A 14191-nucleotide genomic window follows, 5' to 3' on the forward strand; every position below is an offset into this window, starting at 1 on the left:
ATGCAAAGCAAAGCAAACCTATATTTAATACCAACAACTTTAGGTGATAATGAGCCGCTAGATGTTTTACCTATTACAGTAAAAAACACCATTGAGCAAATTGATATTTTTATTGTTGAAAACGAAAAAACAGCTAGACGATTTATAAAAAGAATAGCCCCTAATAAGCCCCAACCATCTTTACACCTTTTTGTTTTAAACAAGCATACCGAAATTTCAGAATTACCCGAATTTTTAACACCATGCTTAAATGGCAAGAATGTTGGATTACTATCTGAAGCTGGCTGCCCAGGTGTTGCAGATCCTGGTGCAGAAATTGTTAAAATAGCACATCAAAAAAATATTAAAGTAATTCCGCTAGTTGGTCCTTCATCAATATTACTAGCTTTAATGAGTTCTGGTATGAATGGCCAAAGCTTTGCTTTTAACGGTTACCTTCCTATTGATAAAAGTGAGCGTAAACAAGAATTAAAACGTTTAGAGCGCTTATCATTTGATCAAAATCAATCACAAATTTTTATTGAAACACCTTACCGTAATAACAAAATGCTAGAAGATATTTCAACTGTTTTATCTGAAAACACAAGTGTTTGCGTAGCGTGCGACATTACTTTACCTTCTGAATTTATAAAAACTTTACCCGCGGGTAACTGGAAAAAAAATATGGTAAATCTTCATAAAAGACCCACCATATTTATTATTCATAAAAGCTAATAATGATTATTTTTTGTTGCAAAGCACAACAACTTACATAGCTTTTGCTTTCTTATTAGGTTTTATAAAAGAAGTATCATAGCCAGAAAAACGCTTCATGTAAGTGTACACTGTTGTACCAAAACCATCAGCAAAATTGTCTAATCCGTAACTTCTTAAATACTTTTTCACACTTCCAGGTCCTGCTAAATGCGCAGCTGCCAAAATACCAGATTCTGTTACCAAAACGCCATTTATGCGTTTACCAACAAAATTTCTGATGTCTCTTCTAAGAATCCATTTGTTTCTTGATGCATTAGCAATAAATGCTTTTTCCTGAAGTTTAGGGTCATTTAAAAACGCCTTGGCATTATAGATACCAATGAGTTTTAAAGTTTCTTCGCCAAATTGATACTTACCTAAATAACCAAACGTGTTAATACACGCATAATCTCCTCTAGATTCTTTAAAAGCCACCGCTTCTTTAAAACCAATAAAGGATTTACCTAGATAAGGCGTAAAAACTTCTTTAGATGCTATAAGATCCTGGTCTTTAACATCATTTAGGCCTACTGTGTAATTTAAGCCTAGTCCTTTTGTAGAATACTTACTCAAGTCTATAGTCTCGTTTTCTGTATAAGAAATATATGCTATGACACATATAGTAAGACTGAGGGTAATATAACCTGCTATATTCTTTACCATAGTTCTAAATTTTTTCAGCATATTTTATACAAAAAACATGCCTTGAAATTTGAGCGTGCAAATATACGCAAAATATTAATACGCGCAAACCTACTCGATTAAATACGTAATTTAATAGTAGAATGGATGAAATACAGTGCCTTTTTTATTAAATTCTAAGGCAGGAAAAGGTATTTTTATCACATTCAAAACGCTAAAAATAGAACTTAAAACTGGAGACTTAGTTTTTATGTTTTTCAAATTTACATCAAAACTTAAATAGAATTGACGCATAGGTTTTTTATTTGTTAACAACTGATTGTCAATATCTTTTGAATTACCAAGCATACCATGTGCGCCATAACCAACGGCAATATTTAACCATTTTGGTAAATGGCTATGTTTAAAAAAAGCATGTAAATTGAAGCTTAACCAATAGGTTTGACCATTGTAATCTTTTAAAATTTCTTCTAAAAAATTAGCACCAAGTGTATCCGGGTTTTGTTGTGCGTATGCTGTTTGATGAAAAGAATATTTTAAATTAATGCGTTGTTCTTTCCATAATAATTCTTGACTAACATACAATCCTGTACCGGCAGCATTGGCAAAAACATCGCCCCATGAAAAGCCCCATTCTTTTGAAAAACCATCTAAAACTTCAACAGCCGTTAAAAAAGAAAAGCCTAAAGTTGCACCATAAATTAATTGCTGCTTTTTATTTACACCACTCCAATTTAATAAATTGGCTCCCACTTTTCCCATTTGGTAGGCTGTAAACATATGGCCCGCTTTATCCATTTGTAGCCACTCATTATTATCATTTACGGTGTGAAATTTAGATCTTTCATAATCTGCATACCACAACGCATTTAATCCTAAAAGCGAAGCGGTTGCTAGTGATGCTTCAGAAATAATAACCAAATTGCGCCTTGGTTTGTTTAAAGTATCACTGGGTTTAAAAAAATGAGATTTTTCAACTTGCCCAAATGCAATATTTACAAATAGAATAAAGGGTAAAACATATTTGTGTTTACGGCGCTTCACTATCTATTTATACCTTGTGAAGACAAATACCTTTGGTAAGCTCTGGCATTTTGATTGTGTTGTGAGAGTGTTTTTGCAAATTTATGGTAGCCTAAACGCTTAGCATCGGCAGCAAAATATAAGTATTTATGCTTTTCATAATTTAAAACCGCATTAATTGCCGATAAATCTGGCATTGCTATAAGCCCAGGCGGTAAGCCTGTGTTTTTATAAGTATTGTAAGGTGAATTAATATCTTTATGAACATTTAATACACGCTTTATAACCGTGTTTTTATATTTTGGTAGCTGATAAGCTGCAAATTTAAGTGTTGGGTCTGCTTGTAGAGGCATACCAATTTTAAGGCGGTTTATGTAAACACCTGCAATTCTGGGTTGCTCTTGTGCTTGTTTAGATTCTTCGTAAACAATAGAAGCCAATGTCATCACTTCATCTTGTGATAACCCTAATGTTTTGGCTTTATTTAAACGGTTTTTATTCCAAAAAGCCTTGTATTCTTTAAGCATTCTTGCTCTAAAATCTTCAGCATTAGTATTCCAAAAAAACTCATAACTGTTTGGTAAATACATACCTAAAGCTGTTTTTTTTGTAAAACTATTTTCTGTATAAAATGTTTTATCTGTAAAAGCTTTAATTAATGAAACACTATCGGCTTCAATTTGTAACGCAATTCTACCGGCTAATTTTTCTAGAGAACTTTGGTTGTTAAAAGACACTTTAACGGGTATATTTTTACTACGTATGGCATTAATAATTTCGTTGTTACTCATGCCTTTTTTTATGGCATACTTACCGGGTTTTACGTTATTAGTGTACTTTTTTTGTTTTGCTAGTGCATCAAATTTTGTTATATTTTTTAACAATGGCTCTAGTTGTTCTCTAACTTGAGCATAATTATCAGTAGATTTGATATAAATGTAAGCTTCTTCGTTATTAAAAGCAGTATTTGGCACCATCATAGCACTGTAAATAAAATATGCAAAATAACCTGCTATTACCAAGCCTATTAATGCTATGGCCCAAAGAATTTTTTTTATGTACATGTTAATTATTTATTAGCTGAAATAAATATTCGTTTTTATAAGAATTGTTAATAAAATTCCAATCTTTTTTTAAACCCACTTGTTTAAAACCCTGTTTTTCAAAAAGTTTTATGCTAGCTAGGTTATCTTCAGAAATATTGCAATACAATTGGTGCAACCTTAAATGTGTAAAACAGTAATTAACCAACAAGCTTAAAGCCTGAGCACCATAACCCTTGCCTCTACTTTTTTCGTCATTAATTAAAATGCCTATGCCTGCTCTACTATTTTTAACATCAAAATCAAAAATATCAATCATTCCCAAAGCTTCATTATTGTAATTTGAAATTACCAAACGTAGCTGCTTAACTTCATAAACATCTTTATGAGCATTTTCTAAATACTGCTTAATTATGTATTTTGAAAAAGGTGTTTGTGTGTTACTTATTTGCCAAATGGCCTCGTTATTTTCTACTTGATGAACAAAAGTTAAGTCTTCAGGCTCTAAAGCGCGCAAATAAATATCTTCGCCTTTTAATGTAATCATACTGTGCCTTTAAATACAAATTTTGCTGGCCCTACAAGCCATACGTTTTTGTAGGCTCCGTTATCTTCAGTAAATGATACATTTAATTTACCACCTTGCACATTCAAATTAACGTTATTGCTAGTTGTTTGGTTTGTTGCATGCATAGCAATGGCTACAGCAGTAACACCGGTACCACATGAAAGGGTTTCATCTTCAACACCGCGTTCATACGTTCTAACTGTAAATGTGTCATTTGTTATTTTTTTTACAAAATTAACATTACTACCAGCTTCATTGTAAAGTGCGCCGTAACGTATTTTTGCACCTTCGGTTTTAATATCAAAATCTTCAATATTATTTTTAAATTGAACATGATGAGGCGAACCTGTATTTAAAAACACGTGGTTTTCATGTTTTTCAATAGCATCAACATCTAACATTTGAAGTTTTACAATATCATTTGTAATTGATGCATGATGCAAACCATCAATAGCTTCAAAAACAGTATTTTTTGTAATAATACCCAAATCTCTGGCAAAAGCTACTAAACAACGGCCGCCATTACCACACATGGTACTTTCATTTCCATCAGAATTATAGTAAACCATTTTAAAATCATGTTTTTCATGGTTTTCTAATAGAATTAATCCATCAGCACCTATGCCAAAACGTCGGTCACATAAAAAAGCAATGTGTTTGGTATTATTTTTGTCAAACGTTTGTAAACGATTATCAATCATTACAAAATCGTTACCTGTTCCTTGATATTTATAAAATTCTTGTTGCATAATAATGCACAAATATAGGAATATAAAACCATTTTTTTGTTTGTTAAAACTAGTTAAAGTTGAAGTTAAAAACCGTTAAAGAGCAAGTTGTAAATTCAATAAATAATTAATTTTAATTTTGAAATACGTTTACTTAATTATGTAACGTTTTAAGAAGAACTCAAATAAAACAAGTTCAACATAGAAATAATTTAAAATAAACTTAATTCTGAAAAATTATGAAGAAGATTGTATCATTAGTCCTTATTTCGGCCTTAGGTGGTGTTTTAACGCTAGGTGGTTACAAATTATTTTTAGAAAAAGATAAAACCGTTGTTGTTGATACTACACAAACAACACCTAATTTTTTCCCTACTAGTAATATAAACACCTTGTATAATACTACTGAGGCACCAGATTTTGTAAGTGCTGCAGAAAACACTGTACATGCTGTTGTACACGTAAAAAACGTATCAATGGGCTCTGGACAAATGACCTTTGAAGATTTATTTTGGGGTCGTAATTCACAACGCCCACAGTTGGGTACAGGTTCTGGTGTTATAATAAATGCCGATGGCTATATAATTACCAATAACCACGTTATTAAAAATTCACAAGAGCTTTCAGTCACCTTAAACAATAACAAAACTTATGAAGCTGAATTAATTGGAGCCGATGAAAAAACAGATATTGCACTTTTAAAAATTGAACCTGATGAAGCTTTACCATTTGTTACTTTTGGAGATTCAGACAACGCTAAAATTGGCGAGTGGGTATTAGCTGTTGGTAATCCTTTTAACCTAACATCTACTGTTACAGCAGGTATTATTAGTGCAAAAGCCAGAGATTTATCGGGTAAAAGTATTCAATCGTTCATTCAAACCGATGCTGCTGTAAACCCAGGTAATTCTGGCGGCGCTTTAGTTAATACTAATGGCGAATTAATAGGTATTAACACAGCCATTACATCGCAAACAGGTTCATACGTAGGCTACTCTTTTGCAGTACCAAGTAATATTGCTAGAAAAGTTGTTGAAGATATTATGGAATACGGTAATGTACAAAATGGTATTTTAGGTATTAGAGGCGGCGCTTTAAATAGCAGATATTCTGATGAACTAGGCATTAATGATACCGAAGGTGTTTATATTGCTGAAGTTGTTGAAGACTCTGGAGCAGATAGAGCTGGTTTAAAAGAAGGCGACATCATTAAGAAAATTAATAACATTAAAATTTCAAAATTCTCAGACTTAACAGGTCAAATAGGCTCTAAAAGACCAAATGATGTAGTTGAAGTAACTTATACCAGAGACGGAAAAATTAAAACCGTTAATGTTACTTTATTAAAAAATCAAACCTATACAATACCTTTAGTTGGTGAAGTGAAAAACGTTAAACCAACCGATTTAAAAAAGCTAAAGGCTTCAAATGGTGTAAAAATTATTAAACTAAATGAAAAGTATAGAGATTACTGGACGCGTAATGGTGTTGAAGCCGGTAGTATAATTACTATGGTAAATGATGTTGAAGTGAACTCTATTGATGATGTGCAAAAAGCATTAAAAAATGCTACAGAATTTGAATCTTTAAAAATTGAACTTATCAATACTAAAGGCGAAAAAGACCGTTTTAACTTTAGATAATTTCGCTAAATATTCGATTAAAAGTATAGCTTCCTCGTGTAAAATCAAGGGAGCTATTTTTTTTACAAAAAGCGCTACGAAAACGTTTGAAATATGATACTTTTGCAAAAAATTAAACCCAACTAAACATTTTTTGTATGAGTACAAACAAAACTTACGAAAAAGAATTAGCCTTTCAAGCAGACCGCAGAAGAGCTACCGTAGAATTCATTAAAGTTGTAAGCGATTTGTGGTATGACAAATCTATTGAACTAGTGCTTTTTAGAAATCAATTAATAGACCGCAACGTAAGTCAAATACTAAATTTACATGACTATGCCGGTAAATTTGTGCAAAAACACATTTCTATTTTTGATTCTGTTGAAATTGCTCGTGCAATAAAAACATTAAACGTGCCGCCCGCAAAATTAGATATTGGCAAACTTACCTATGAGTTTCATTTAGACGATAATAAACACGAAAACGCCACCTCATTTGTAGCTAATAAACTTAAAAACGCCGATAACAGTAAAAACATTACGCCAAAAGATGTTGTGCTTTATGGCTTTGGAAGAATTGGCCGTTTAGTAGCCAGAGAACTAATGGTTAGAACCGGTAAAGGTAGTCAATTACGTTTAAGAGCCATAGTTACCAGAGGCGAAACCAATGCGCAGGTTTTAGAAAAAAGAGCATCGCTTTTACGTAATGATTCTGTTCATGGTGATTTCCCCGGTACTGTTGCTGTTGATACTGAAAAAAATGCCTTAATAATAAACGGTACTACGGTAAATATTATTTCTGCCAACGCTCCCGAAGAAATTAATTATACCAATTACAATATTAAAAACGCACTAGTTATAGATAACACAGGCGTTTTTAGAGATAAAAAAGCTTTAAGCAAACACCTAAAAGCTAAAGGGGTTGAAAAGGTATTATTAACAGCACCCGGAAAAGAAATACCTAACATTGTTTATGGGGTAAACCATTTAGAACACAACCCTGATAATGTTGATATTTTTTCGGCAGCATCATGCACAACCAATGCCATTACCCCAATTTTAAAAGTAATTGAAGATTCTTTTGGAATAAAAAGCGGCCATTTAGAAACCATTCACGCTTACACTAACGACCAAAACTTAGTAGATAACATGCACAACAAATACCGCCGTGGTAGAGCTGCTGCATTAAATATGGTTATTACTGAAACAGGCGCTGGTAGTGCTGTTGCCAAAGCGCTACCTAGTTTAGAAGGTAAATTAACATCAAACGCCATACGCGTACCTGTTCCTAATGGTTCTTTAGCTATTTTAAATTTAGAATTAGATAAAAAAACATCACTAAATAGTGTTAATACCATTTTAAAAAAATATGCTTTAGAAGGCGATTTAGTTGAACAAATAAAATACGAATTAAGTGACGAATTAGTATCAAGCGATATTGTAGGCTGTTCTGCTCCTTCAATTTACGATAGTAAAGCCACTATTGTTAGAAAAGATGGAAAAAACATAGTGCTATATGTTTGGTATGATAACGAATATGGCTATAGCCACCAAGTAGTAAGGCTTGCAAAATATATTGCCAAAGTAAGACGTTTTACTTATTATTAATTAATAACATCTCTTTTTTAATTTTATGCGTATATACAAAAGCCTCTTTATTAAAGAGGCTTTTTATTAAAAATGCATTTGTTTCACTTAATTTTATAAATTAGCAACACCAAAACCACACTTAAAAAAACCAATAATAATGAAGTTCATAAAATCACATACTATTTTACTACTTATGCTATTAATTTCTGCCACAAGTTTTTCACAAACTAATGCAGATGACAACCTATCATTAAATAGTGGTACAATAGACAGTCAGTTTGAATTTGTAATTAGAAAATCTGGTAATTTTAAAGGCACTAATGGTCAAGCTTACGAAGCCGTAAAACAAGCATGGTTATATACCTTAAAAGCTCATACATTGGATTCTTTAAAGACCATAAGAAAAACATTGGTTGATACTGAAGCTGTTGTGAAAAATCAAGCCAAAGAAATTTCAGAATTAAAATCTAAACTAACGAATACAAAAGACAATTTAGATAAAACAAATTTAGAAAAAGATAGTATGGCTTTATTTGGCTTGCAAATGAGTAAAACTGGCTATAATATGCTTATGTGGACTATTATTGCCGCTTTACTTGCACTGTTGCTATTCTTTATATTTAAGTTTAAAAACAGCAACGCTATTACCAAACAAGCTAAGAAAAATTTAGCCGAAATTGAAGAAGAGTTTGATGAACATCGTCGTGTTGCTTTAGAGCGCGAACAGAAAGTAAGACGCCAGTTGCAAGACGAAATTAATAAACAAAAAGGGGTTCAATAACCTTAATAGAATAAATACATAAAAAAAGCTGCAATTAAAAAATTGCAGCTTTTTTTTATAATAAATTCACTAATTATCTTGAATAATTAGGAGACTCTTTAGTAATAGTTACATCATGCGGATGACTTTCATTAATACCACTAGCTGTAATTTTAACAAACTGTCCGTTTTCTTTTAAAGCTTCAATATCTTTAGCACCGCAATATCCCATACCAGCACGTAAACCACCAATAAACTGATGAATACTTTCATATAAATCACCTTTGTAAGGTACTCTACCAACAATACCTTCGGGTACTAATTTTTTAATATCATCTTCAACATCTTGAAAGTATCTATCTTTACTACCTTGTTTCATAGCTTCAACAGAACCCATACCACGGTAAGATTTAAACTTTCTACCTTCATAAATAATAGTTTCACCAGGAGATTCCTTGGTTCCTGCTAAAAGAGACCCTAACATTACGGTATCTGCACCAGCGGCAATAGCCTTTGGTATATCGCCAGTGTAACGTATACCACCATCTGCAATAACAGGCACGCCAGTACCTTTAACAGCAGCAGCAACTTCTAATACAGCAGAAAACTGGGGAAAACCAACACCAGCAATTACACGTGTTGTACAAATAGAACCTGGACCAATACCAACTTTTACGGCATCGGCACCTGCTTCAACTAAGTATTTTGCAGCAGCAGCGGTTGCTATATTTCCAACAATAACATCAAGTTCAGGGAATTTACTTTTCACCTCTTTAAGTACGCTAACAACACCTTTGGTATGCCCATGCGCTGTATCAATAACAACGGCATCAACACCTGCATTTACAAGTGCTTCGGCACGTTCAACGGCATCGGCAGTTACACCTAAAGCTGCAGCTACACGTAAACGCCCGTATTGGTCTTTATTAGCCATTGGTTTTTGGCTAACTTTTGTAATATCTCTAAAGGTGATTAAACCAGATAATTTATAACTATCATCAACTATCAGTAATTTTTCAATTTTATGAGCTTGTAAAATAACTTCGGCCTCGGTTAATGATGTTCCAACAGGAGCAGTTACAAGGTTTTCACCCGTCATAACTTCTACAATTGGTTTTTTATTATCATGAACAAAACGTAAATCGCGGTTTGTTACAATACCTTTAAGTTTTCCATCTTCATCTACAATTGGAATACCACCAATACTATGTTCTGCCATGGCACGTTTAGCATCACCAACCACAGCGGTAAGTGGTAGCGTAACGGGGTCTATAATCATACCACTTTCGGCACGCTTAACACGCCTTACTTTATTGGCTTGTGCCTCAATGGTCATGTTTTTGTGTAAAACACCAATACCACCTTCTTGCGCCATAGCAATTGCCATTTTACTTTCGGTAACCGTATCCATGGCTGCCGAAATAATAGGTACATTAATAGTAATGTTACGTGTTAATTTTGTTTGAATATTTACCTCGCGTGGAAGTACTTCAGAAAAAGCTGGAACTAGTAGAACATCGTCATAGGTTAAACCTTCTCCTACTATCTTGTTTTGATGTGCGGTCATTGTGCAATTACATTAATAATTGCGTGCAAATATACATCTTTTTTTCTTATTTAATGTTAATACAAACTTAAGAAGTCTTAAGTAATACATATAGTTATTTCTGGCTCCATTAAATGAATTGGTATTTAAAATGTAATTTGAAGCGTTGCATACCAATTTCTAGGTGCCGAAGGAATAATACCTGGCCCAGGATAACCTGTTGCTCTTCTGGTAAAATAACTATTATCTAATAGGTTATTAACACCTGTTTCTAACTTAAAATTATTAGTAAATCTATATGAAAAAGATACATCTAAAATATTATAACTTGGTATTGCACCAATAACATCGGTAGCATTATTAGGGTTGTACGGTGAGTTTGTAACATCTGTAAACTGTTCTGAAATAGCAGTGTATTGTAATGCCATTACCGCATTTTTGTAACCAAAATTAACTCCTGCTTTTAAATTTATAGCTGGTATAAATTCTACTTCATTGCCTTCTATACCATTTTCTTCAGATTTTGTGTATTCTGAAGTTGTTAAAGCTAAATTACTAAAGGCATTAAATGAAATATTGTTGTTGTTTTTAAAAAATGTTTCTTTAATATTCCATTGTATTAAAGACTCTAAACCATAAATAAAAGCTGTACCAATGTTTTTTCGTACCCATTGCGCTCTGTTATTTAAAACTTGCCCAATTCTATTATCATACAATAGTGAAAACGCATTTACATCATAAGACAGTGCTTTATTAAATTTACCGCGTACACCAACATCAAAAGTATAACCTTCTTCATCTGTTATATTAGGATCAATTATAAACGACGGATTTACAGTACGTATATTTGAAAATGTAACTGATCTGTAATTTTGTGATACGTTACTGTATAGCTCAAAATACGGTTTTGGTTTGTAGCTTACACCAATGCCTAACAATACAAAATTTCTAACAAATGTGTTATTGTCTGGTATAAATTCATCTAAATTAACATCATAGTAACTTCCTTTAGATTCGGTGTTAATATGCTCAAACCTAAAACCTGGTGTTACACTTAAATTATTGGTTATATTGAAAATATGCTCTCCAAAAAATGACGCATTAAAATTAGGGTAATCAAAACTATTTTGGTTGGGGTATTGTGCTGCATTAATAAAATTAAAATCGGCATCGGCATTTTTACTTCCTGGTCCTTGTTGTGAGCTATTATTGGCATTGTAAACTTTAGAACCTAATAGCAAATAAGCGTCTTTATTTCCTATTTTGTAGTTTGATAAAAACCTTACTTCTGCACCCCAATTACTAAACTCATCAATTAGTAAATCTCTTTGGTATTCATATTCACCAAACTCATTAACCGCATCACCATTAGGATTAAAAATTCTTGGATTATCTGCACCTGGAACACCTCTAAAACCAACTGCTTTTCTTGCGGCTTCTAAAGCAAAAAGGCTAACTGTAATTTTATTATTTGTGTTAAAATTGTGCTCTAATTTAAGGTTAAATAAATTCCAGTTTACATCAAACCAGTTTCTTTTAAAATAACTTTGCTTTGGGTTTTCTAGAAACTGCACATCAGACAAACCACCTGGTTGGTGTGCTAAATAATCGAAATATGTATATTCAAATGCTATACGTGTTTTTTCATTGAATTTATATGCCAAATGCGCAAAAGCGTTATGCGATTCATAATCTGAATTTGGCCTGAAACCATCTCCTTTTTTTCCGTTGTAAAACGTGTAATACGAAACCTTATTTAACGTGCCACTTAAAGAGGTAAAGTTTGAAAACGAATTAAATGAAGACACAGTATTGCGAGTTGTAAACTCAATAGAATTTAAACTTGGATTCTTAAATTTAAAATTTACCAAGCCACCAAATTGCGTACCATATTGCAATGATGCTGCACCCCTAATTACCTGAATTTGAGATAAAGCCTCTGTTGGTGGTGTGTAATAACTTTCGGGGTAGCCTAAAACATCGGCACTAATATCGTAATCGTTTTGTCTGGTGTTAAAATTGGCCGTTCGGTTAGGGTCTAAACCACGCCCTCCAATGTTTAGTTGCAATCCGCCATCATTAGCATCATAAATATTTAAACCTGCTACTTTTGAAAATATTTGACGTGCATTGTTTGCTGCTTTGTTACCATCAATTAAATCTAAATGCACAACTTCAGATTTTTTTCCAGCATAAATATGCGTGCCTTCAACGGGTGCTAATGCAGTTACTGTATAATCTTGTTGCTTTTTTGTTCTAATTACAACTTCAGAGAGTGTTTCAGATAATGGTATTAAATACACTTCAAAGGTGTTGCTTAAAGTATTGGTAATTACTTCAGCAATTTTATAATCTTCATTTTGAAAAAAGAATTGGGTTTCTCCTTCGGTATTAACTTTTAATATTCCTGTGTTATTTGTTATACCTAATAATTTACTTTTTGCTGTTATAATTTTTACATTTGAAACGGGTAGTAAAGACGTTTCATTGTATACTTTAAATGTAATTTCTTGTGCAAATGTTAAGCTTGTAAACAAGAAAAAAAACAGACTAAAAACCTTTAATTTCATCTTTAAATGGTAAAACCCATGTTTTGTGTTTAAACCCTTTTTTTTCATGATACAAATCTACAGTAGGGTTTATAAACTGCTGATTTAATCTGCCATTTAGCGCTACATAACTTTCGGCAAAAATTTGAATATTTTCATGTCCTTGGCTTTTAAAATGATCTCCTAATTTATGAGCATATTCTAAAATAAAATCTGGCTGAAAACTCATTTGCTTTATTTGAAAGCTGGTTAAAAAATCGGTATTATCTACATAAAAATATTTACCAGTAGTCGCATTTTTTACAATAAGTTGTGTTTCGCCAACCTTTTCCATAAGCATAACACGCCATGAAAATCTGTAACCTTGTTCATGCCAAAATAATTCTTCTGGATACAACAAATTTCTAAACGGCAAAAGTAGTTGTATTACAAAAAATATAGAAATAATACACCGTTTAATATTTTGATTTTTAACTGAATATTTTTCTTCAACATTACATATTTCAAAACGGTTCAACTTAAAAATGTGTTTTATAATACTTATAAATTTATTGTGAACTGAAGCGTTAAAAAACACCAATGTAGCCACTATCATGATGTAAGGAAACATACCAATGTTGAACAAAATTCTTGTAAACACATGAAAAACAACCACCAAAACAAAAGCAAATGGCCTTGTTTTTTTGTAGAGTAATAAAAACGGAATTGTTAAATCATATAAAGCACCACTCCAACTCATGGCGTAATGAAACCATGTTTCTTTCATTAATGGCCCTACTAACCATAAATCGGTTTTTGATGATAACCATATTTTTAACGGTTGTGCTTTAAGCAACCAATCTGAATTTAATTTTGCCAAACCTGCATAAAAATATACAATACCTAAAAGTAATTTTATACTGTCTACGGTGTATGCTGGCACATATTTGTAGTTTATTTTTCTTTTAAAACTATCTATTGAAAATGTAGCGTTTAATGGTAAAAAATAAAGTAAAAAACTTAAAATACTTACAAAATAATAGTGGTTTAAATAGGTTGTTTTATCAATTAATTCTATGTAAGTGAATGATAAAAAGAAAAGCAACATTGAAATTCTATACCAAAATCCTAAAATGATACCAACGCAAGCGGTTATGGCTATACCAAATAAAATATATGTGTATTTGCCCCAAGTTTTAACCCATTCAAAACCATAATATTTAAAATGAAATTTTGGCGTTATATAAAAATCTTCAACCCAACCCATGCTTATAAATCTTACTAAACTTAGTAACATAAGCACACCAAATAAAACACGAAAAGAAGCTAATATACTAGCTTCTTTTCTATTATTTTTTAAATATGACTTGATAATTAAACCGTTTGCCATTTTGTGTTTATAGTTTA

At 32.2% G+C, this 14191-nt stretch carries 12 protein-coding genes; 4 read left to right on the forward strand and 8 right to left on the reverse strand.

Annotated elements, in window-relative coordinates:
* Positions 1-714: an SAM-dependent methyltransferase gene (locus ACXAG4_RS14230; protein WP_475296750.1), complete on the forward strand. Its 714-nt coding sequence runs from the start codon at positions 1-3 to the stop codon at positions 712-714.
* 33 nt (positions 715-747) lie between these two features.
* Here ACXAG4_RS14230 and ACXAG4_RS14235 read toward each other — a convergent pair whose 3' ends face one another.
* The 5 genes from ACXAG4_RS14235 to dapF all read right to left on the reverse strand — a co-directional run bounded on the left by ACXAG4_RS14235 (position 748) and on the right by dapF (position 4760).
* Complete coding sequence (locus ACXAG4_RS14235) at positions 748-1398, reverse strand: peptidoglycan-binding protein LysM (protein WP_475296751.1); 651 nt, start codon at positions 1396-1398, stop codon at positions 748-750.
* Positions 1399-1509: 111 nt separating this feature from the next.
* Positions 1510-2421, reverse strand: coding sequence for a DUF2279 domain-containing protein (locus tag ACXAG4_RS14240; RefSeq protein ID WP_475296752.1), 912 nt, complete (start codon positions 2419-2421; stop codon positions 1510-1512).
* Positions 2421-3464: an endolytic transglycosylase MltG gene (gene mltG / locus ACXAG4_RS14245; RefSeq protein ID WP_475296753.1), complete on the reverse strand. Its 1044-nt coding sequence runs from the start codon at positions 3462-3464 to the stop codon at positions 2421-2423. The genes ACXAG4_RS14240 and mltG overlap by 1 nt, the downstream gene beginning before the upstream one ends.
* 1 nt (position 3465) lies before the next feature.
* Entirely contained in the window at positions 3466-3990 is a 525-nt protein-coding gene (locus ACXAG4_RS14250; RefSeq protein ID WP_475296754.1) for a GNAT family N-acetyltransferase, read from the reverse strand.
* Positions 3987-4760, reverse strand: a complete 774-nt coding sequence (dapF, locus tag ACXAG4_RS14255) for a diaminopimelate epimerase (RefSeq protein ID WP_475296755.1) — start codon at positions 4758-4760, stop codon at positions 3987-3989. The genes ACXAG4_RS14250 and dapF overlap by 4 nt, the downstream gene beginning before the upstream one ends.
* 218 nt (positions 4761-4978) lie before the next feature.
* Between dapF and ACXAG4_RS14260 the strand changes: the two genes are divergently transcribed.
* The 3 genes from ACXAG4_RS14260 to ACXAG4_RS14270 all read left to right on the forward strand — a co-directional run bounded on the left by ACXAG4_RS14260 (position 4979) and on the right by ACXAG4_RS14270 (position 8731).
* Positions 4979-6382: a trypsin-like peptidase domain-containing protein gene (locus ACXAG4_RS14260; protein WP_475296756.1), complete on the forward strand. Its 1404-nt coding sequence runs from the start codon at positions 4979-4981 to the stop codon at positions 6380-6382.
* 137 nt (positions 6383-6519) lie between these two features.
* Complete coding sequence (locus ACXAG4_RS14265; RefSeq protein WP_475296757.1) at positions 6520-7968, forward strand: glyceraldehyde-3-phosphate dehydrogenase; 1449 nt, start codon at positions 6520-6522, stop codon at positions 7966-7968.
* Positions 7969-8107: 139 nt separating this feature from the next.
* On the forward strand, positions 8108-8731 hold the full coding sequence (locus ACXAG4_RS14270) for a tRNA (guanine-N1)-methyltransferase (RefSeq protein WP_475296758.1): 624 nt from the start codon (positions 8108-8110) through the stop codon (positions 8729-8731).
* A 73-nt stretch (positions 8732-8804) separates the two neighbouring features.
* Here ACXAG4_RS14270 and guaB read toward each other — a convergent pair whose 3' ends face one another.
* The 3 genes from guaB to ACXAG4_RS14285 all read right to left on the reverse strand — a co-directional run bounded on the left by guaB (position 8805) and on the right by ACXAG4_RS14285 (position 14174).
* Positions 8805-10277 carry an IMP dehydrogenase gene (gene guaB, locus ACXAG4_RS14275; protein ID WP_475296759.1) on the reverse strand — a complete coding sequence of 491 codons (1473 nt, stop codon included), beginning with the start codon at positions 10275-10277 and terminating at the stop codon, positions 8805-8807.
* Positions 10278-10402: 125 nt separating this feature from the next.
* The gene (locus ACXAG4_RS14280) at positions 10403-12826 is read right to left on the reverse strand and encodes a TonB-dependent receptor family protein (protein WP_475296760.1); all 2424 of its coding nucleotides are present in this window, start codon (positions 12824-12826) and stop codon (positions 10403-10405) included.
* Complete coding sequence (locus tag ACXAG4_RS14285) at positions 12807-14174, reverse strand: HTTM domain-containing protein (RefSeq protein ID WP_475296761.1); 1368 nt, start codon at positions 14172-14174, stop codon at positions 12807-12809. Before ACXAG4_RS14285 ends, ACXAG4_RS14280 begins: the two co-directional genes overlap by 20 nt.
* Positions 14175-14191: the final 17 nt, after the last annotated feature.

The sequence above is a fragment of the Seonamhaeicola sp. ABD4_175 genome (assembly GCF_056160885.1).

Coding starts and splice junctions, on each gene's coding strand:
- ACXAG4_RS14285 (WP_475296761.1), bottom strand. CDS start 14,174: ATGGCAAACGGTTTAATTATCAAGTCATATTTAAAAAATAATAGAAAA.
- ACXAG4_RS14260 (WP_475296756.1), top strand. CDS start 4,979: ATGAAGAAGATTGTATCATTAGTCCTTATTTCGGCCTTAGGTGGTGTT.
- dapF (WP_475296755.1), bottom strand. CDS start 4,760: ATGCAACAAGAATTTTATAAATATCAAGGAACAGGTAACGATTTTGTA.
- ACXAG4_RS14235 (WP_475296751.1), bottom strand. CDS start 1,398: ATGGTAAAGAATATAGCAGGTTATATTACCCTCAGTCTTACTATATGT.
- ACXAG4_RS14230 (WP_475296750.1), top strand. CDS start 1: ATGCAAAGCAAAGCAAACCTATATTTAATACCAACAACTTTAGGTGAT.
- ACXAG4_RS14265 (WP_475296757.1), top strand. CDS start 6,520: ATGAGTACAAACAAAACTTACGAAAAAGAATTAGCCTTTCAAGCAGAC.
- ACXAG4_RS14280 (WP_475296760.1), bottom strand. CDS start 12,826: ATGAAATTAAAGGTTTTTAGTCTGTTTTTTTTCTTGTTTACAAGCTTA.
- ACXAG4_RS14270 (WP_475296758.1), top strand. CDS start 8,108: ATGAAGTTCATAAAATCACATACTATTTTACTACTTATGCTATTAATT.
- ACXAG4_RS14250 (WP_475296754.1), bottom strand. CDS start 3,990: ATGATTACATTAAAAGGCGAAGATATTTATTTGCGCGCTTTAGAGCCT.
- mltG (WP_475296753.1), bottom strand. CDS start 3,464: ATGTACATAAAAAAAATTCTTTGGGCCATAGCATTAATAGGCTTGGTA.
- guaB (WP_475296759.1), bottom strand. CDS start 10,277: ATGACCGCACATCAAAACAAGATAGTAGGAGAAGGTTTAACCTATGAC.